Genomic DNA, 18,596 nt, shown 5'->3' with positions numbered 1-18,596 from the left:
GCACCGCCCGGCACTGTCCGCCGCTGTCCACCATCCGGACAGCGGCGGCCGGTCAGGACCGTACGTCTGGTTTACTGATCGCATGACCACGACGAGCTGCCGCACCCTTGCGACCGAGGCGACCATGACGCCCGGTGCTCGTTGTATGTGTCGCCTGATGTGTCGAATGTGCGCCTGCTAGAGGGCCCCCGCATCAGCTGAGCCTCGCGCCCCGAAGCGAGAGCCGTGGCATGTCCGTGCGCCGCATCCCGTACGAGACGTAACTCCACTCCCCATGCCTGAACCGCATGCACCCGTGCCCGGGCACACCCACGCCCGCGCACTCGACAGTGACGGAAATCCTGTGATCACCACCTCGGGCCTGACCAAGGTCTACCGCTCCCGCGGCCGTGAGGTAACAGCCCTCGACGGCGTCGATCTCCACGTACGCGAAGGCGAGGTCTACGGCGTCATCGGCCAGTCCGGCGCCGGAAAGTCCTCCCTCATCCGCTGCGTCAACCTGCTGGAGCGCCCCACCTCCGGCACCGTGACCGTCGCCGGACAGGACCTCACCGCCCTCGCCGGCCGCGGCCCCCGCGCCGGCAGGGAACTGCGCCGGGCGCGCAGCCGCATCGGCATGGTCTTCCAGCACTTCAACCTGCTGTCCTCGCGGACCGTGCAGGACAACGTCGAACTGCCGCTGGAGATCCTCGGCACGTCCGGCAAGGAGCGCTCCCGCAAGGCGGCCGAGCTGCTCGACCTGGTCGGCCTCGCCGACAAGGCCAAGGCCTACCCCGCCCAGCTCTCCGGCGGACAGAAGCAGCGCGTCGGCATCGCCCGCGCCCTCGCCGGCGACCCCAAGGTCCTGCTCTCCGACGAGGCCACCAGCGCCCTCGACCCCGAGACGACCCGGTCCATCCTCCAGCTGCTGCGCGACCTGAACCGGCAGCTCGGCCTGACCGTCCTGCTCATCACGCACGAGATGGACGTCGTGAAGGCGGTCTGCGACTCCGCCGCCCTCATGGACAGGGGCCGGATCGTGGAGTCCGGCACGGTCAGCGAGCTGCTGGCCACCCCGGGCTCCGAGCTGGCCGCCGCGCTGTTCCCGGTGAGCGGTGAGCGCACGGACGCCGACCGCACCGTCCTCGACGTCACCTTCCACGGCGAGGCCGCCACCCAGCCGGTCATCTCGCAGCTCGCGCGCACCTACAACGTCGACATCTCGATCCTCGGCGCCGCCATCGACACCGTCGGCGGCCTCCAGATCGGCCGCATGCGCATCGAACTGCCCGGCCGCTACGAGGACAACGTGGTGCCGATCGGTTTCCTGCGTGAACGGGGACTGCAGATCGACGTGGTGGGCCAGGAGGCCCTGCTGGTGAAGGAAGGTGCCAAGTGACCTGGTCCGAGATGCAGCCGCTGCTGTCGCAGGCGTGTACCGAGACCTTCCAGATGGTGCTCTGGTCCACCCTGATCGCCGTCGCCGCCGGCCTTCCGCTCGGCCTCCTCCTCGTCCTCACGGACCGGGGCGGTCTGCTGCAGAACCTCCTCGCCAACAAGGTGACCGGCCAGATCGTGAACGTCGGCCGGTCCATGCCGTTCATCATCCTGATGGTCGCGCTGATGAGCTTCACGCGCTGGGTCACCGGGACGACGATCGGTACGACCGCCGCGATCGTGCCGCTCGCCATCGGCGGCATCCCGTTCTTCGCCCGGCTGGTCGAGACGGCCGTCCGCGAAGTGGACAACGGTCTCGTCGAGGCCGTGCAGTCCATGGGCGGCAACACCTGGACGATCGTCCGCAAGGTCCTCGTCCCCGAGGCCCTGCCCTCCCTGATCGCCAGCACCACCACCACGATCATCGCGCTCATCGGCTACTCCGCCATGGCCGGCACGGTCGGCGGCGGCGGCCTCGGCGACCTCGCCGTCCGCTACGGCTACCAGCGCTTCGAGACCGAGCTCATGTGGATCACCGTCGCGATCCTCGCCGTCGTGATCTCCCTGATCCAGTTCGCCGGCGACCTCGCGGCCCGCTCCCTGCACAGCCGCGGCGGCCGCTCCGGCCCGGCGCCGAAGCTCCGCCTGCTGAAGGCCACGGAGCCCGCCGCCGCCGACGTCGGCAAGGTCGCGTAACACCGTTCCGTACGGCACCCCCGAACTCCCCGTTCACCCATACACGGGGTCGCACCACCCTTAAGGAAAGGCACTTTTCGTGCGTAACACCGCCAAGCTCACCACCGCCGTCCTCGCCGCCGGAGCCCTCACCTTCGGGCTGACCGCCTGCGGCTCCGGCAAGGACTCCTCCTCCGCCGACTACAGCGGCCCGCTGGTCGTCGCCGCGAGCCCGACCCCGCACGCCGAGATCCTGGACTTCGTCAAGAAGAACCTGGCGAAGAAGGCGGGGCTCGACCTGGAGGTCAAGGAGTTCACCGACTACATCACGCCGAACACGGCGACCGAGGACGGCTCGGTGGACGCCAACTACTTCCAGAACCAGCCGTACCTGGACGACTTCAACAAGAAGCGCGGCACCCACATCGTGCCCGTCGTCACGGTGCACCTGGAGCCGCTCGGCCTGTACTCCCACAAGGTCAAGAAGGCCGACGCCCTGAAGAGCGGTGCGACCATCGCCGTCCCGAACGACGCCGTCAACGAGGCCCGCGCGCTGAAGCTGCTCGCCGCACGCGGGCTCATCACCCTCAAGGCCGGCGCCGGCAACGAAGCCACCCCGCAGGACATCGCCAAGAACCCCAGGAACCTCAGGTTCAAGGAGGTCGAGGCGGCCCAGACCCCGCGCTCCCTGGACGACGTGGACGCCGCCGTCGTGAACGGCAACTACGCCATCTCCGCCGGTCTCAAGCCCGCCAAGCAGGCGCTCGTCCTGGAGTCCGCCAAGGACAACCCGTACGCCAACTTCCTCGCCGTGAAGAAGGGCAACGAGAAGGACCCGCGGGTCAAGAAGCTCGCCAAGCTGCTCGTCTCGCCCGAGGTCAAGAAGTTCATCGAGGACAAGTACCAGGGCTCTGTCATCGCGTCCTTCTGACACCCACCGCGATTCGCGACGCACGGGGTCCACTCCATCACCCGGGGTGGACCCCCTCGTGCGGCTGGGTGGTTTCATGCTGCATGCTGGGCAGTTCAGCAGGCCCTGAAGGTTTTTCCGAAGTTACGGAGCGGCGCATGACTGGCACCTTTCCCAACGTCTCCATCAGCACGGAGCGGTTGGTCCTGCGCCCCTTCGAGGAGTCCGACATCGAGGCCTTCGCCGACATGATGAACGACGAACTGGTCACCACCTGGACCTCCGCCCCCCAGCCCTACACCGAGGCCGACGCCCGGCAGTGGATCACCGAGCTCGCCCCCGCCGAGCGGGCCGAGGGCCGCGGCATCGTCTTCGCGGTCGACGAGTTCCTCACCCAGCGCCTGGTCGGCATCGTGCACCTGCAGAACACCAACTGGCGCGTCCGTTCCAGTGAGATCGCCTACGTCATCGCTCCCTGGGCCCGCGGCGAGGGCTATGCCTCCGAGGCGGCGCTCGCCACCGCCCAGTGGCTCTTCCGCGACCAGAGGTTCGAGCGCCTCGAACTGCGCACCGCCGCCGACAACACCGCCTCCCAGCAGGTCGCCCAGAAGATCGGCTGCATCAGCGAGGGCGTCCTGCGCGGCGCCTGGATAGCGCGCAGCAGGACGGGCGAGGGCACGTGGGCGGACGTCCGCACCGATGTCATCGTCTGGAGCCTGCTGCCGGAGGACCTGGCCGGGGCCGGCGAGCAGCTGGCCGACACGCAAGGTTTCACGTCGTACCCGGACTGGAACTGAGCCCTCCCGCGTCACCAGGTACCCTCACGGAGTCCGCACAAGGGCCCATCCGCCTGACGACCTGCGAAGACCTGGAGAGACGACGATGGCCGACCGGGTCACGGTGATCGGTTGGGACGGCTCGCCGCTGACCGCGGCGGCACGCGCCGCCCTCGGCGCCGCCACGCTCGTGGCGGGCGCCGCCCACCACCTGGCGTTGCCCGAGGTCCCGCCCGCCGCCGAACGCGTCCGTCTGGGCAGCGTCGCGCTCGCCGCCCGCCGGATCGCCGCCCACCGCGGCACCGCGGTGGTGTTCGCCGACGGCGACCCCGGATTCTTCGGCGTCGTACGCACCCTGCGCGCACCGGAGTTCGGCCTGGAGGTCGAGGTCGTCCCGGCCGTCTCCTCCGTGGCCGCCGCCTTCGCCCGCGCCGGCATGCCCTGGGACGACGCCCAGGTGGTCGTCGCCCACCCGCGCACCCTGCGCCGGGCCGTGAACGTCTGCCGCGCCCACACGAAGGTCGCCGTGCTCACGGCACCGGGCGCGGGCCCCGCCGAGCTGGGGCTGCTGCTGGAGGGTGTGCACCGGACGTTCGTCATCTGCGAGGAGCTGGGCACCGAACGCGAGCAGGTCACCGTCGTCACCTCCGACAAGGCCGCCGACCACACCTGGCGCGACCCCAACGTCGTCATCGTCATCGGCGGCCCGGCCGGCCCGGCCGGCGCGGGGGAGGGCGGAGGCTGGACAGCCGGACGCGACCCGGGCGCCGGACCGCGCGGCTGGGTGCAACCCGACGAGACCTACGGCGACGGGCGCGGCGGCGGCCTCGGCGAGGGCGAGACGGAACTGCTGCGCGCCGCCCAACTGGCCCGCCTCGGCCCCCGTGTCGGCGACCTCGTCTGGGACATCGGCTGCGGATCCGGCGCGTTCGCCGCCGAGGCCGCGCGCGCCGGGGCGGCCGTCATCGCCGTCGACCGGGACCCGCGGGCCTGCGCCCGGACCGAGACGGCCGCGCGCCGGTTCGGCGTCCAGCTCCAAGTGGTCCAGGGCACCGCCCCGCACATCCTGGAGAACCTCCCCGAGCCGGACGTCGTCCGGGTCGGCGGCGGGGGAGCGGCCGTCGTCTCGGCGGTCGCCGACCGGCGTCCGCAGCGCATCGTCACGCACGCGGCGACCCGCGACGCGGCCGAACTGGTCGGCCGCGACCTGACCGAGCACGGCTACCGCGTCGAGTGCGCCCTGGTGCAGTCCGTCGAACTCGACACCCGCGCCTGGACCGAGACCGAGCGGAACGTCGCGTTCCTGCTCAGCGGCATCCTCCCCGACCGCGCCCCGTGATCCCTTTGTCGTACCGCGCGCGGTAGGCTGGCCGATCGTTGTGCCACACCGGGCGGCCCGGAACTTCGTTCGTCAATGTCCGGAAAGCGCGCCCGTTTTGGGCTGGGTGTGGTACTGCGGAACCGGAGGACGCGCAACGTGGCGCAGTCCACAGCGGGCTGTCGCGGATCATGCTGTCGCGACGGCGGAACGGCCGGGACAATGCCACTGAATGGCTTTGTCGCCTTTTCCGGCGGGTCGTTCGTGCCGCTGGGCACGGACGCTCGTTCTTCACTACGGGCGGTCGGTGCGCCGTTCCGGGTGAGCTGGTCGTAGGAGCACTAACCGATGGGCGAGGGGTACGCATGACCGACACCGGCCAGGTCCCGGCCGAGGGGCAGCCGGAGAGCGCAGGCATGGTGGAGCAGCCGGGCGTTGCCGCGCACGGTGCGTACACCTACCTCTCCGAGGACGAAGACCTGCTGCTGCCGGGTGCCCAGGGCGCGTGGGGCAACGAGGTGCCGCCACCCGCCCCGGAACCGGTCCTCGAGGCCGTCCACGAGCCGGGTCCGCACGAGACGGCCGGCCGGGACAGCGGCTCCGTCGACCTCAGCGGCGTCCGCCTGCCGAACCCGGCCCCGGCCTCCGTGCCGCCGTCGCCCATCCTCTCGGCCCCGCAGGAGCAGTCGGCCGCGCAGCAGACGCCGCGCCGCCCGCTGCACCTCGGCCCGCCGATCCCCAACGCCGCCGCCAGCCCGGTCCGCTCCCTCGCCGACCGCGGCCCGGCCGGCGCGCCGGTACGGCAGCCGGGTCCCCCCGCGCCCGGCCCCGAGTACCTCGACGCGCAGCCGCTGCACGACATGGCCCCGCAGAGCGCGGCCCCCTGGGGCGCCGCACCCGCCGCCCCCGCCGTGGCCCAGGACGGCACGGAGGCCCCGGCTGCCGAAACGGTTGACCCTGCCGCCGCTGCCTCGGACACCACCGCCCAGGCCGAACCGGCCGGCGCCGCCCAGGCCGCCGTCGCCCGCCTCGCCGACCAGGCGGCCGCCCAGGCACCGGACACCGCGCCGGTGGTGTACGGCCACGACGGCGTACAGCCCGTGCACGGCCACGACGGGGTGTACACGGCTCCCGGGCCGGAGGGTGCTCACCAGGTCTCTGCCGAGGACGGACAGGGTGCGCAGCCCGTCGACGGTACGGCCGCCGTGGACAGCGGTCATGCCGCCGGGACCGGCGTCGCCGGTGACGGGGTGCCCGTGGCCGAGGTTCCCGTGGCGGAGCCCGGACCGGCCGTTGCCGAGCCCACGCCGGCCCCCGCCGAGGAGGCGGACGTGGCCGCGGCTCGGACCGCTCCCGTGCAGGAGGCGCCCGCGCATCCCGCCGAACAGGGTGCCGTCCCCGTCCAGGAGGCAGAGGTCCAGGCCCCTGAGGTGGCTCACGTGGCCGAGGGGGAGCAGCCGGGCGAGGCGGTACCGCCGTCCGGGGCCGCTCAGCCGCCGGGGGCCGTACAGCCGTCGGAGGCCGTGCAGCCGACTGAGGTCGCTCAGCCGTCGGAGGCCCTACAGCCGTCCGAGGTCGCTCAGCTGCCGGAGGCCGTGCAGCCGACTGAGGTCGCTCAGCTGCCGGAGGCCGTACAGCCGGGCGAGGGCGGGGGTGTGCCGCAGGTGCAGGAGGCGCCGGCCGCCGACGGTGCCGCTGAGAGTGTGAACACCCTTCCTGCGGCGGAGGCGTCGGACATGGCGCAGGTCGCTCCGCAGGCCGTTCCGGCCCAGTCCCCGGCTCCCGCGCAGCCCGACTCGAACGGTCCCGTCGCCGGGGAGCCCCGGTCCGGCCCGACGGAGGCTCAGCCCGCCGCGGCGGAGCCGCAGTTCGGTCCGGTGGAGGCCCAGCCCCCTGCCGTCGCACAGCCCGCGCCCGCCGCCGCGGCCGAACCGGCCCCCGCTCCCGCGGTCGTCGCGAACCCCGAGCCGACGCCCGAGACCGGTATCCCGGCCCCCGCGGCGCAGGCGCCGGCTGCCGAGGCTCCCGCTGCCTCTCCCGGCGAGGACGCCGTACCGGCGCCGGCCGGCGCGGACGCACCCGAGCCGCAGACCTACCCGGCCCAGGGCCCCCAGCTGACCGAGCCCGCCACGCCCGGCGCAGCGGCCGTGCCCGGCACCCCGCAGGCCCCGGCCGCTGTCGTGCCGCAGGCCGAGGGCGCCGTCGCCGCGCAGGCCCAGCCCGGGCCGGCCGGCCAGGACGCCGCCCCCCAGGCCGCCGCCGCGGTGGCCCCCGCCACCGGGCCCGGCGCACCCGCCGGCCCGCAGACCCAGCCCGCCGAGGCCGCCTCCGCGCCGGCCGACCCCGTCGACGGTTCCGTCGTGCAGCCGGTGGCGCCCGGGCCGACGGCCCCCACCGAGCAGGCCGGGCAGGGCGGACCGCTGCCGTCCGACGCCCTGCCGGAGGCGCACCCGGAGCAGCCGCTCGGGCAGTTCGTGCCGGTCGAGGGCCAGGTGCCCACCACCCCGCACCTGGCGCCGACCCCGCCGCAGCCCCTGGTCCTTCCCCTGGGGGGCGCACCGGAGCCGGTGGCCATGGTGCCGGCGCCGCGCGAGGGCGAGCCGGCCCAGGTACCGGCGTCGGACGCGGAGCCGGCCCGCGATGTCGCACAGAGCGCGGCGGACCTGCCGACCGCTGCAGACGACCAGGAAGAAGAGGGCACGGCCGAGATGGCCGAAGCAGCACGTTCCACCGGCCCCGCCGCGCCCGGCTACGCCGACGCCGAGCGTGACGCCGTCCTGAAGGTCATGCGCGAGCGCCGCGACATCCGCAACGGCTTCCGCAGCGACCCCATCCCGCACGAGGTGCTGCTGCGCGTCCTGGAGGCCGCCCACACGGCGCCCTCCGTGGGCCACTCGCAGCCCTGGGACTTCGTCGTCATCCGCTCCGCCGACACCCGGCGGACGATGCACGAACTGGCGATGCGCCAGCGCGAGGCCTACGCCAAGTCGCTGCCGAAGGGCCGGGCCAAGCAGTTCAAGGAACTGAAGATCGAGGCCATCCTCGACACCCCGGTCAACATCGTCGTCACCGCAGACCCCACCCGCGGCGGCCGGCACACCCTCGGCCGTCACACCCAGCCGCAGATGGCGCCCTACTCCTCGGCGCTCGCGGTGGAGAACCTCTGGCTCGCCGCCCGCGCCGAAGGCCTCGGCGTCGGCTGGGTCAGCTTCTTCGACGAGCGGGAGATGGTCCGCGCGCTCGGTCTGCCCGAGCACCTGGAGGTCGTCGCCTACCTGTGTGTCGGGTACGTCGACGAGTTCCCGGACGAGCCGGAGCTGATGCAGGCCGGCTGGTCCAAGCGACGCCCCCTGTCCTGGGTGGTGCACGAGGAGACGTACGGCCGCCGCGCCCTGCCCGGAGAGGAACCCCACGACCTGCTTGCCGAGACCGTCGCACAGATCCGCCCGCTCGACGCCAAGGCCCTCGGTGAGGCCTGGGAGCGCCAGAAGCGCATGACCAAGCCGGCCGGCGCGCTCGGCATGCTGGAGATCATCTCCGCGCAGCTGTCCGGGCTGTCCCGGCAGTGCCCGCCGCCGATCCCGGAGCCCGCAGCCGTCGCCATCTTCGCCGGCGACCACGGCGTGCACGCCCAGGGCGTCACCCCCTGGCCGCAGGAGGTCACCGCCCAGATGGTGGCCAACTTCCTCGGCGGGGGAGCGGTCTGCAACGCCTTCGCGAACCAGGTCGGTGCCGAGGTGTGCGTCGTGGACGTGGGCGTGGCCGCCGACCTGCCCGCCACCCCCGGCCTGCTGCCCCGCAAGATCCGCGGCGGTACGTCCGACATGACCACCGGCCCCGCGATGACCCGCGAGGAGTGCAAGGCGGCCATCGAGGTGGGCATCGAGACCGCCCGCGACCTGGTGGCGGCCGGTAACAAGGCCCTGCTCACCGGTGAGATGGGCATCGCCAACACCACCGCGTCCGCCGCGCTGATCTCCGTCTTCACCGGCGCCGACCCGGCGGAGGTGACCGGCCGCGGCACGGGCATCAACGACGAGACCCTGGCCCGCAAGACCGAGGTCGTCCGCCGCGCCCTCGACCTCCACCAGCCGGACCCGGCCGACCCCATCGGCGTTCTCGCCGCGATCGGCGGTTTCGAGCACGCGGCCATGGTCGGCCTGCTCCTGGGCGGTGCGTCGCTGCGTACGCCGGTGATCCTGGACGGCGTCAGCGCCGGAGCCGCGGCCCTCGTGGCCCGCGCCATCGCCCCCGAGGTCCTCGCGGCCTGCATCGCCGGTCACCGCAGCGCCGAGCCGGGGCACGTGGCCGCCCTCAACAAGCTGGGCCTGCGCCCGCTGGTCGACCTCGACCTGCGCCTGGGCGAGGGCACCGGCGCGCTGCTGGCGCTTCCGCTGGTGCAGAGCACGGCGCGGGCGATGCACGAGGTGGCGACGTTCGACTCGGCGGGGGTGACCGAGAAGTAGCCGCCGGGAGAGGGGGTTCCGGGACGACAGTGCCGGGCCCCCTCGCCGGTGTGCCGCGTTTGCGGGCGGGCGTTCCGCCCCCAGTGCCTCAAGGGCCTGGGAGGTGCCCCCAGGCGGAACGGGTGGGCACAACCGCCCGCGGCCCGCACCCGGCCACGACGCCCATCCACTGGACACCTGCTCCGCCAACACCCCGCGCCGCCTAAAATCCGCACGTCAGGGCTATCGCACCGCCGCCCACACAGGAGCCGCCCCTCATGGCCGAACACCCCGCCTACCCCGTAGGCCTCCGCCTCTCCGGCCGCCGCGTGGTCGTCCTCGGCGGCGGGCAGGTGGCCCAGCGCCGCCTCCCGGCCCTGATCGCGGCGGGCGCGGACGTCGTTCTCGTGTCCCCGGAGGCCACCCCCTCCGTGGAGGCCATGGCGGACGCGGGCGAGATCACGTGGGAGCGGCGGCCGTACGCCGAAGGCGACCTCGCCGAGGCCTGGTACGCCCTGATCGCCACCAGTGACCCCGGCGCCAACACCGCCGCCTCCGCCGAAGCGGAGCGGAACCGCGTCTGGTGCGTCCGCTCGGACGACGCCGACCGGGCCACGGCCTGGACCCCCGCGACCGGTCACAGCGAGGGCGTCACCGTCGCCGTACTCACCACGGACGCGCGCGGTCGCGACCCCCGGCACACCGCCGCCATCCGCGACGCGGTGGTCGAGGGCCTGCGCGACGGCACTCTGGTCGCGCGCCACCATCGCACCCGCACCCCCGGCGTCGCCCTGGTCGGCGGCGGCCCCGGCGACCCCGACCTGATCACCGTCCGCGGCCGTCGGCTGCTCGCCGAGGCGGACGTCGTCATCGCCGACCGGCTCGGCCCGCGCGACCTGCTCGCCGAACTCCCGCCGCACGTCGAGGTGATCGACGCGGCGAAGATCCCGTACGGCCGTTTCATGGCCCAGGAGGCCATCAACAACGCGCTCATCGAGCACGCCAAGCAGGGCAAGTCGGTCGTCCGGCTCAAGGGCGGCGACCCCTACGTCTTCGGCCGTGGCATGGAGGAGCTGCAGGCCCTCGCCGAGGCGGGCATCGCCTGCACGGTGGTGCCCGGCATCTCCAGCTCGATCTCGGTTCCGGGCGCGGCCGGCATCCCGGTCACCCACCGCGGGGTCGCCCATGAGTTCACCGTCGTCAGCGGCCATGTGGCCCCTGACGACGAGCGTTCCCTGGTGGACTGGCCGTCCCTCGCCAAGCTGACCGGCACGCTCGTGGTCCTCATGGGCGTCGACAAGATCGGGAAGATCGCCGAGACGCTCGTCGCGCACGGCAGGTCGCCGCAGACCCCCGTCGCGCTGGTCCAGGAGGGTACGACGGCCGCGCAGCGGCGTGTCGACGCCACGCTCGCCACGGTCGCCGAGACGGTACGCGCCGAGGACGTGAAGCCCCCGGCGGTCATCGTCATCGGCGAGGTCGTGAAGGTCGGCCCGGCGCCCACGGAGTGATGGCCGGCTCTTGATCACGCGTAACCCGGGGTAACACAACCCCTTCCGAGCCGTTGGCAGCACACCCAGGAGAAGGCAGTATCACCCTGTGGCCGATCTCATCACCGTTGAGGATCCCGACGACCCGCGCCTGCGCGACTACACGGGCCTGACCGACGTCGAACTGCGCCGCAAGCGCGAGCCGGCCGAGGGCCTGTTCATCGCCGAGGGCGAGAAGGTCATCCGCAGGGCCAAGGACGCGGGCTACGAGATGCGCTCCATGCTGCTCTCGGCCAAGTGGATCGACGTCATGCGCGACGTCATCGACGAACTCCCCGCGCCGGTCTACGCCGTGAGCCCCGAACTCGCCGAGCAGGTCACCGGGTACCACGTGCACCGCGGCGCGCTCGCCTCCATGCAGCGCAAGCCGCTGCCGACGGCCGCCGAGCTGCTCCGCTCGGCCCGCCGGGTCGTGGTCATGGAGTCGGTCAACGACCACACCAACATCGGTGCGATCTTCCGCTCGGCGGCCGCGCTCGGCATGGACGCGGTCCTGTTGTCGCCCGACTGCGCCGACCCGCTGTACCGGCGCAGCGTCAAGGTGTCCATGGGCGCGGTGTTCTCGGTGCCGTACGCCCGTCTGGAGACCTGGCCGAAGGGCCTGGACCAGGTGCGCGAGGCCGGCTTCACCCTGCTCGCGCTCACCCCGGACGACAAGGCCCGCTCCCTCGACGAGGCCGCCCCGCACACGATGGACCGGGTGGCCCTGATGCTCGGTGCCGAGGGCGACGGACTGTCCACCCAGGCCCTGGTCGCCGCCGACGAGTGGGTTCGCATCCCGATGTCCCACGGCGTCGACTCCCTCAACGTGGGCGCGGCCGCGGCGGTCGCCTTCTACGCGGTGGCCGGCGGCCGCCCCCAGCCCTGATCTCCCGCCTCCCGAGAGCCAGGCCGCGTTCCGACGCAGCGACAGCTGCAGCGTGCCGGCCGGAGTCCCCGCCGCCTCCTGAAGGGCGGGCCGTTTCCTGGTGGGCGGACCGCCGGTCCCGTCAGTTTCCGAAGTCGTGGCTCAGCGTCGACTCGGGCTGGTCGGGCGTCGGCCGGTCGGCGCCCGTCGGCCGGTAGTCCGGCTGCGCGTGCTGCTGCCGGCCGCTGTCGTCGCCGAGCCCGCGTGCCGGACCCTGGCAGCCCTGCGCCACCGCGATGCCGAGCGCCACGAGCAGCGTCACCACCACGAACACGAACAGCCGCTGGCGCAGCAGCCGGGGGTTGGCCAGCCGCCGCCCGCCGCCCGTCGTCCGCTGCGCGGGCCGCCCGGAACCGTTGCGCGGAGCGGGACGGCTTCCGCCGCCCGAGCGCCGGCCGCCGCGCGGCGGCGGGGTCGGGCGCGCCGAGCCCGCCCGGGCGGGGGCACCCGCAGCGCTGCCGGGTCGCGGGGCCGCCCCGCCCCGCGCCGGTGCACCGGCCCGGGAGGGGGCGCCGCCGCGCGGCACCGGCGTGCCGGGCGACGTGCGCCGCTGGGTGCGCTGCTGCTCGGGGTAGGTGTCGACGAGCCGCCCGGTGGGCCGGTCCGCCTCCGCGGCGCGTGGCGCGGGCGGCCGTACCTCGGCCACACCCTGTGCCTCACGCGCGGCGATTTCCTTCAGCCGCAGCGACAGCTGCAGCGTGCTGGGCCGCTCGTCGGGGTCCTTCGCCAGGCAGGCCCGGACCAGTGGGGCGAGCGCGTCCGGTACGCCGTGCAGGTGCGGTTCCTCGTGCACGACCCGGTACAGCATCACCTCGGAACTTCCCTGCCCGAAGGGCGAGTCTCCGGTGGAGGCGTAGGCGAGGGTCGCGCCCAGCGAGAACACGTCCGTCGCCGGGGTGACGGCCGCACCGCGCACCTGCTCGGGCGCGAGGAAGCCGGGGGAGCCGACCGCCGTACCGACGTGCGTGAGGGTGGAGGCCCCGGTGGCCCAGGCGATGCCGAAGTCGATGATCCGCGGCCCCTTGGGGGACAGCAGGATGTTGGAGGGCTTGAGGTCACGGTGGACGACACCGGCCTCGTGCACGGCGACCAGCCCCTCGGACAGCGCCGCGCCGATCGCCGCGGCGTCGGCCGCGCCGAGCGGGCCCTCGTCGGCGACCTTGTCGTGCAGGGAGGGACCGGGGACGTACTGCGTGGCGAACCAGGGCCGCTCCGCCTCAAGGTCCGCGGCGACCAGCCGGGCCGTGCAGCCACCCCTGATCCGCCGGGCCGCCGAGACCTCACGGGCGAACCGCGACCGGAACTCCTGATCCTCCGCGAGATCGGGCCGGATCACCTTCAGGGCGACCCGCTGCCCCTTCTTGTCGGAGCCGAGGTAGACCACGCCCATCCCGCCCGCGCCGAGCCGTCGGTGAAGCCTGAACGAGCCGACGACGCGCGGGTCCTCGCGCCTCAGGCGCATCATCGCCATGTTCATCCCCGCTGCCCGGTCCCTGTGACGTGGCACAGCTTACGTTTCCACGGCCGCCTGCGCGCAGAGGCCGCGCCCTCCGGCGCCGACGGATTGTGCCGGCCGCCGGCGCGAGGTGATACGCGGTCAGGAAGTCGGCGCATGCGGGGGCCTTGAGCAGTACCCGTCCTCAACCGGGCTCGGACGCACGGGCGTTGAGGGTCCCGGTGGGCAGGAGATGCCGAGCCGCGCCCCCGCCCGACGGACACGTGGGGTCCACACGGGGCCCGGCCGCGGGACGGAACGCGCCCCGCAGCCACCACACCTCCCACGCCCGGCCAAAGTGATCGAAGTCACTCCTTTCGCCCGCTGGACGCGTCGGAAATGACCGGACACAGTGGACGCCCCCTCCGGGAAGACCCCGAGACCCGGACCCGCGTCTCCACCCAGGGGAGTACTTCCCCGGTCATGGCTCATCCTCCGGGAGGCCCGGCAATCGGTACGAGGGCATGACGCCCGGCGCACGCCCCACGCCTAGATTTGAGGTCAAGCGGCGGGTGCAGCACTCGTCCCCCGAGGTCAGACACCCGCCGCTGCCGACGACAACCACAGGTCAGGAGAGGGACCATGGCCCACACGGCACCGCGACGCCCGGCGTTCGCAGCACGCCGGACGGGCCGCCGCCACCCCTTGGTGGCGACGCTCATGGCCCTTCCCCTGGCGGCCCTGCTCCTGCTCGTCTTCGACGGCTGGGAGACGGTGGCCACACAGGCGTCGTCCGTGGGTGCGATGCTGGGGCGCTGAGCGGCGACCCCAGGCCCGGAAGAGCGGTCCGGGCGGGGACATCCATCCAGGAAACCCCGTGGGGACGGGGGTGCGGCGGACGGCACAAATGCCGGCGCAGCTGGGGAGCTGCGCCGGCATGCGCCGTTTGTACGGCGGGAACGCGGATCTGCGGCATGTCCCGGAGCGCGGGGTGCGGGCGTGGCTGGTCGCGCGATCCCGGCGCGCCCGGGGAGCTGCGGTGCCGTCGGCTGACGGGTCTCGCCCACCTGAGGCGGCGCCCGCCCGGCATCGGCCCCCGGCACGGCACACCGTACCCGGGAAGCGCCCCACCCGACCCGCGTACGCTCACCCGGACACCCCGACCACCGAGGCCCCCGTGACCCTCCTCCCCGCGCTCACCGCGAAGGCCGCAGCCGCCGCCCACCCGGACGCCGGTGGAGCCCCGTGTGCCTGCGGCCGCCCCGCCGCCCCCCTCGCCGAGCGCCCCGACGCCACCGTCGTACGGCACGCCGACGTCGTCGCGAAGGCCCACGCCCCCGGTACCGATCCCACCGAGCTGGCCCTCCGCCTCGCCGTGGCCGCCCGGCTCCCGGACGTCCTCCTCGCCCCGCTCACCCCGGCCCCGGCCCCCTTGCAGGACCGCCTGGTGACCTTCTGGCCGTACGGCGCCCCCGTGGACCCCGAGGACCCGGACGCCGCCCCCTGGGAGGCCACCGCCACGCTCCTCGCCCGCCTGCACCGCACGGCCCCGCCCGACGGGCTGCCTCCGATGCGCGGCCCCGTCAAAGCGGCCCGCGCCGTCGCCCGGCTGCACACGGCCCTGCGGGCCGAGCCCCACCCCGCGGCCGGTCCGGTCCTCGCCGCCTGGGCCGCCCTCCCCGCCTGGGCCCGCGCCGAGGCACCCATGCCCGGCACCCCCGCCCTCTGCCACGGCGACCTGCATCTCGGCCAGCTCGTCCGCCACCCGGCCCCGGACGGCCGCTGGCGGCTGATCGACGTCGACGACCTGGGGACGGGCGTCCCCGCCTGGGACCTCGCCCGCCCGGCCGCCTGGTACGCCTGCGGCCTCCTCCCGCCCGACGCCTGGGCCCGCTTCCTCGGCGCGTACCGGCGCTCCGGCGGGCCGGCCGTACCCGCGGCCGGCGACCCCTGGGCCGCCCTGGACGTCCCGGCCCGCGCGCTGACCGTGCAGACGGCCGCCCTCGCCCTCGCCAAGGCGCTCGCGGCCGGCCGTCCGCTGGACGAGGTGGAAGAGGCGGTCGTCGACGCATGTGCCCGAATGGCCCCGATTCCACACCAGTTGACGCCCGCAGACACGGACACGGACACGGACTAGGCTGCAACCGACCGGGGCCGGACGGAGTCTGTCCTGGGGAACCACGAAGCAGGACCGACCGGCGAGGAGTTGAGCCGACCATGCACTGTCCGAAGTGCCACGCCCCGATGAACACCTACAACCGCAGCGGCGTACAGATCGAGCAGTGCAGCGGCTGCCGGGGCATCTTCCTGGACTACGGCGAGCTGGAGGCACTGACCCAGCTGGAGTCCCAGTGGTCCAAGCCCGTCCCGCCGGCCCCGCCCGCCGCCCCGCAGGCGTACCCGGCCCCGTCCGCGCCCGCCTGGGGCGCCCCGCACGGCGGCCACCACGGTGGCCATCACGGTGGCCACGGGTACTACGGCCACCACGGCCACAAGAGCTGGGCCCACATGCTCTTCTCCAGCTGAGCCCACCGGGGCACGAAGAAGCCCCCGGCCGTACGAGACGGCCGGGGGCTCCCTGCTGTGTGGACGATACTGGGATTGAACCAGTGACCTCTTCCGTGTCAGGGAAGCGCTCTCCCGCTGAGCTAATCGTCCGCGGACCGTGAACCGAGGGTCACAGTCGGTGCGCGATACTGGGATTGAACCAGTGACCTCTTCCGTGTCAGGGAAGCGCTCTCCCGCTGAGCTAATCGCGCGGGTGGGGATCTTCGAGAAGACCCGTGGATCTTGCGAGAAGATCCAGTGGACGATACTGGGATTGAACCAGTGACCTCTTCCGTGTCAGGGAAGCGCTCTCCCGCTGAGCTAATCGTCCTTGGAGGTGGAGACGGGATTTGAACCCGTGTAGACGGCTTTGCAGGCCGTTGCCTCGCCTCTCGGCCACTCCACCAGGAGTGTAGGGGATCGGGAGGACCCCTTCTTCCTTCGAGCGGACGACGAGGCTCGAACTCGCGACCTCAACCTTGGCAAGGTTGCGCTCTACCAACTGAGCTACGTCCGCTTGTCGTTTCGGTCCGCTTCCGCGTCCCGGCGACGTGTTGAACTCTAGCGGATTCCCGGGCCAGTACAAAAACGCGTTTGCGCAGCGTGCTGCGGTGGCTCCGGCGGACGACGTGGTCAGGCCCCCTCAGGGTCATCCCCGGGCCACCTCCCGGACACCCGCCCTAGACTCGACCACGTGCTCCACCACGCTTCCCGGCTCCCTGCTCTGGCCCGCTTCGGCGACCGCGTCGCCACCGGCCTCCTCGACGTCACCAGCGATCCCGCCGCCCTGGACGCCACCGGCTTCTGGGCCGTCTGCGCGGACTTCGAGGGCCGGCTGACCTGCGCCCGCTTCGCGGACGTACGCGAGCGGCCCGTTCCCGCGCCGGCGCCGGGCGGCTGGCGGGGCCCGGCGGTGGAGGACTGGACCTCGTCCCTGGACCGGGCCGCGTACACGGCGGCCGTCCGCCGGATCCGCGCGCACATAGCGGCCGGCGAGGTCTACCAGGCCAATCTCTGCCGGGTGCTCAGCGCGCCGGTGGCCCGGGACGCCGACGTCGACGCCCTGACCGCCCTGCTGGCTCGCGGCAACCCGGCGCCGTACGCCGGGACGGTCCGGCTGCCGGAACACGGCGTGGAGATCGCCACCGCCTCACCCGAGCTGTTCCTGCGCCGGGACGGCCGGGTCGTGGAGTCGGGGCCCATCAAGGGCACCGGCCGCACGGAGGCGGACCTCCTGGAGAAGGACTACGCCGAGAACGTGATGATCGTGGACCTGGTCCGCAACGACCTCGGGCGGGTCTGTACGACCGGGAGCGTGACCGTCCCGGACCTGTGCGCCGTCGAGAAGCACCCGGGCCTGGTCCACCTGGTCTCCACCGTCCGCGGCGAGCTGCGGGACGCGGCCGGCTGGCCGGACCTCCTCACGGCGGCCTTCCCGCCCGGCTCGGTGACCGGCGCACCGAAGTCGAGCGCCCTGCGGATCATCGAGGCCCTGGAGACCGCCCCGCGCGGGCCGTACTGCGGCGGCATCGGCTGGGTCGACGCCGACCGGGGCGTGGGCGAGCTGGCCGTGGGCATCCGCACCTTCTGGATCGACCGCCCCGACGACGGTACGGCGGTGCTGCGGTTCGGCACCGGCGCCGGCATCACCTGGGGATCGGACCCCGAGGGCGAGTGGCGGGAGACCGAGCTGAAGGCGTCCCGGCTGCTCGCGGTGGCGTCGGGGGCGTACGAGGCAAGTGGAGGCGTGTACTCATGAGGATCTGGCTGGACGGCGGGCTGCGGGACGTCGAGTCCGCCCGCGTTTCGGTCTTCGACCACGGGCTCACGGTCGGAGACGGCGTCTTCGAGACGGTGAAGGCGGTCCACGGGAAGCCGTTCGCGCTCACCCGGCACGTGGACCGGCTGACCCGCTCGGCCCGGGGCCTCGGTCTGCCCGACCCCGACGAGGACGAGGTGCGGGAGGCCTGCGCGGCCGTCCTGGAGGCGAACCCGATGCCGCTCGGCCGGCTGCGGATCACCTACACCGGGGGCCACGGCCCGCTCGGTTCCGACCGCGGCGAGCACGGCCCGACCCTGGTCGTCGCCCTCGGCGAGACCACCCGCCGCCCGGACACCACCGCCGTGATCACCGTCCCGTGGAGCCGCAACGAGCGCGGCGCGCTGACCGGCCTGAAGACCACCTCGTACGCCGAGAACGTCGTCGCGCTCGCCCGCGCCCATGAACGCGGTGCCTCGGAAGCGCTGTTCGGCAACACGGTCGGACAGCTCTGCGAGGGCACCGGGTCGAACGTCTTCGTCGTCCTGGACGGCGAGATCCACACCCCGCCGGTCGCCTCCGGCTGCCTCGCCGGCATCACCCGCGCACTGGCCGTCGAGTGGACGGCCGCCAAGGAGACCGACCTGCCGCTGGACGTGCTGCAGCGCGCGGACGAGGTCTTCCTCACCTCGACCCTGCGGGACGTCCAGGCCGTGCACCGGGTCGACGAGCGCGAGCTGCCCCGCACCCCCGGCCCGGTCACCGCCAAGGCCATGCGGATCTTCGACGAGCGGTCCGGACAGGACCTGGACCCCTGAGCGAGGTCCGAGCCCGGGACTGAGGCGGGGCGCGCCGTAA

General features: G+C 73.6%; 14 protein-coding genes and 5 tRNA genes. 13 read left to right on the top strand and 6 right to left on the bottom strand.

Annotated elements, in window-relative coordinates:
- The first annotated feature begins 343 nt into the window (after positions 1–343).
- The 8 genes from ACZ7HQ_RS28140 (at position 344) to ACZ7HQ_RS28105 (ending at position 11,958) form a co-directional block, all read left to right on the top strand.
- Positions 344–1,378 carry a methionine ABC transporter ATP-binding protein gene (locus tag ACZ7HQ_RS28140; RefSeq protein ID WP_470995447.1) on the top strand — a complete coding sequence of 345 codons (1,035 nt, stop codon included), beginning with the start codon at positions 344–346 and terminating at the stop codon, positions 1,376–1,378.
- Positions 1,375–2,112 carry a methionine ABC transporter permease gene (locus ACZ7HQ_RS28135; protein ID WP_470995445.1) on the top strand — a complete coding sequence of 246 codons (738 nt, stop codon included), beginning with the start codon at positions 1,375–1,377 and terminating at the stop codon, positions 2,110–2,112. The genes ACZ7HQ_RS28140 and ACZ7HQ_RS28135 overlap by 4 nt, the downstream gene beginning before the upstream one ends.
- 79 nt (positions 2,113–2,191) lie before the next feature.
- Complete coding sequence (locus ACZ7HQ_RS28130; RefSeq protein WP_470995442.1) at positions 2,192–3,022, top strand: MetQ/NlpA family ABC transporter substrate-binding protein; 831 nt, start codon at positions 2,192–2,194, stop codon at positions 3,020–3,022.
- Positions 3,023–3,159: 137 nt separating this feature from the next.
- A complete protein-coding gene (locus tag ACZ7HQ_RS28125; RefSeq protein WP_470995440.1) occupies positions 3,160–3,798 on the top strand; it encodes a GNAT family N-acetyltransferase in 639 nt (212 codons plus the stop codon).
- A gap of 85 nt (positions 3,799–3,883) precedes the next feature.
- On the top strand, positions 3,884–5,116 hold the full coding sequence (gene cbiE / locus ACZ7HQ_RS28120) for a precorrin-6y C5,15-methyltransferase (decarboxylating) subunit CbiE (RefSeq protein ID WP_470995437.1): 1,233 nt from the start codon (positions 3,884–3,886) through the stop codon (positions 5,114–5,116).
- Between the two features lie 344 nt (positions 5,117–5,460).
- A complete protein-coding gene (gene cobT, locus ACZ7HQ_RS28115; protein ID WP_470995434.1) occupies positions 5,461–9,561 on the top strand; it encodes a nicotinate-nucleotide--dimethylbenzimidazole phosphoribosyltransferase in 4,101 nt (1,366 codons plus the stop codon).
- Positions 9,562–9,818: 257 nt separating this feature from the next.
- Positions 9,819–11,051 carry a uroporphyrinogen-III C-methyltransferase gene (gene cobA / locus ACZ7HQ_RS28110; RefSeq protein ID WP_470995431.1) on the top strand — a complete coding sequence of 411 codons (1,233 nt, stop codon included), beginning with the start codon at positions 9,819–9,821 and terminating at the stop codon, positions 11,049–11,051.
- An 88-nt stretch (positions 11,052–11,139) separates the two neighbouring features.
- On the top strand, positions 11,140–11,958 hold the full coding sequence (locus ACZ7HQ_RS28105) for a TrmH family RNA methyltransferase (protein WP_470995428.1): 819 nt from the start codon (positions 11,140–11,142) through the stop codon (positions 11,956–11,958).
- 121 nt (positions 11,959–12,079) lie between these two features.
- Here ACZ7HQ_RS28105 and ACZ7HQ_RS28100 read toward each other — a convergent pair whose 3' ends face one another.
- Positions 12,080–13,474, bottom strand: a complete 1,395-nt coding sequence (locus tag ACZ7HQ_RS28100; RefSeq protein ID WP_470995425.1) for a serine/threonine-protein kinase — start codon at positions 13,472–13,474, stop codon at positions 12,080–12,082.
- A gap of 600 nt (positions 13,475–14,074) precedes the next feature.
- Between ACZ7HQ_RS28100 and ACZ7HQ_RS28095 the strand changes: the two genes are divergently transcribed.
- From ACZ7HQ_RS28095 to ACZ7HQ_RS28085, 3 genes are all read left to right on the top strand, one after another.
- A complete protein-coding gene (locus ACZ7HQ_RS28095) occupies positions 14,075–14,251 on the top strand; it encodes a hypothetical protein (protein ID WP_450866189.1) in 177 nt (58 codons plus the stop codon).
- A gap of 358 nt (positions 14,252–14,609) precedes the next feature.
- Entirely contained in the window at positions 14,610–15,569 is a 960-nt protein-coding gene (locus ACZ7HQ_RS28090; RefSeq protein WP_470995423.1) for a phosphotransferase, read from the top strand.
- A gap of 80 nt (positions 15,570–15,649) precedes the next feature.
- Positions 15,650–15,958, top strand: a complete 309-nt coding sequence (locus ACZ7HQ_RS28085; protein WP_470995420.1) for a TFIIB-type zinc ribbon-containing protein — start codon at positions 15,650–15,652, stop codon at positions 15,956–15,958.
- Positions 15,959–16,018: 60 nt separating this feature from the next.
- Here the strand turns inward: ACZ7HQ_RS28085 and ACZ7HQ_RS28080 are convergent.
- From ACZ7HQ_RS28080 to ACZ7HQ_RS28060, 5 genes are all read right to left on the bottom strand, one after another.
- Positions 16,019–16,090: transfer RNA gene (locus ACZ7HQ_RS28080), tRNA-Val, on the bottom strand.
- Between the two features lie 29 nt (positions 16,091–16,119).
- A tRNA-Val gene (locus tag ACZ7HQ_RS28075) sits at positions 16,120–16,191 on the bottom strand.
- Positions 16,192–16,238: 47 nt separating this feature from the next.
- Positions 16,239–16,310 (bottom strand) — tRNA-Val (locus tag ACZ7HQ_RS28070).
- Position 16,311: 1 nt separating this feature from the next.
- A tRNA-Cys gene (locus tag ACZ7HQ_RS28065) sits at positions 16,312–16,385 on the bottom strand.
- A 38-nt stretch (positions 16,386–16,423) separates the two neighbouring features.
- Positions 16,424–16,496, bottom strand: a tRNA-Gly gene (locus ACZ7HQ_RS28060).
- A gap of 177 nt (positions 16,497–16,673) precedes the next feature.
- Between ACZ7HQ_RS28060 and ACZ7HQ_RS28055 the strand changes: the two genes are divergently transcribed.
- Both ACZ7HQ_RS28055 and ACZ7HQ_RS28050 read left to right on the top strand, forming a co-directional pair.
- A complete protein-coding gene (locus ACZ7HQ_RS28055; RefSeq protein ID WP_470995417.1) occupies positions 16,674–17,738 on the top strand; it encodes a chorismate-binding protein in 1,065 nt (354 codons plus the stop codon).
- On the top strand, positions 17,735–18,556 hold the full coding sequence (locus tag ACZ7HQ_RS28050; RefSeq protein ID WP_470995414.1) for an aminotransferase class IV: 822 nt from the start codon (positions 17,735–17,737) through the stop codon (positions 18,554–18,556). Before ACZ7HQ_RS28055 ends, ACZ7HQ_RS28050 begins: the two co-directional genes overlap by 4 nt.
- Positions 18,557–18,596 lie beyond the last annotated feature (40 nt).

The organism is Streptomyces sp. NPDC037290, assembly GCF_055603245.1.
This window is presented reverse-complemented; position numbering and strand designations above follow the sequence as displayed.

Bases quoted from the DNA above. Each gene is read 5' to 3' on its own strand.
- ACZ7HQ_RS28125 (WP_470995440.1), top strand. From the start codon at position 3,160: ATGACTGGCACCTTTCCCAACGTCTCCATCAGCACGGAGCGGTTGGTC.
- cbiE (WP_470995437.1), top strand. From the start codon at position 3,884: ATGGCCGACCGGGTCACGGTGATCGGTTGGGACGGCTCGCCGCTGACC.
- cobT (WP_470995434.1), top strand. From the start codon at position 5,461: ATGACCGACACCGGCCAGGTCCCGGCCGAGGGGCAGCCGGAGAGCGCA.
- cobA (WP_470995431.1), top strand. From the start codon at position 9,819: ATGGCCGAACACCCCGCCTACCCCGTAGGCCTCCGCCTCTCCGGCCGC.
- ACZ7HQ_RS28100 (WP_470995425.1), bottom strand. From the start codon at position 13,474: ATGAACATGGCGATGATGCGCCTGAGGCGCGAGGACCCGCGCGTCGTC.
- ACZ7HQ_RS28095 (WP_450866189.1), top strand. From the start codon at position 14,075: ATGGCCCACACGGCACCGCGACGCCCGGCGTTCGCAGCACGCCGGACG.
- ACZ7HQ_RS28085 (WP_470995420.1), top strand. From the start codon at position 15,650: ATGCACTGTCCGAAGTGCCACGCCCCGATGAACACCTACAACCGCAGC.
- ACZ7HQ_RS28050 (WP_470995414.1), top strand. From the start codon at position 17,735: ATGAGGATCTGGCTGGACGGCGGGCTGCGGGACGTCGAGTCCGCCCGC.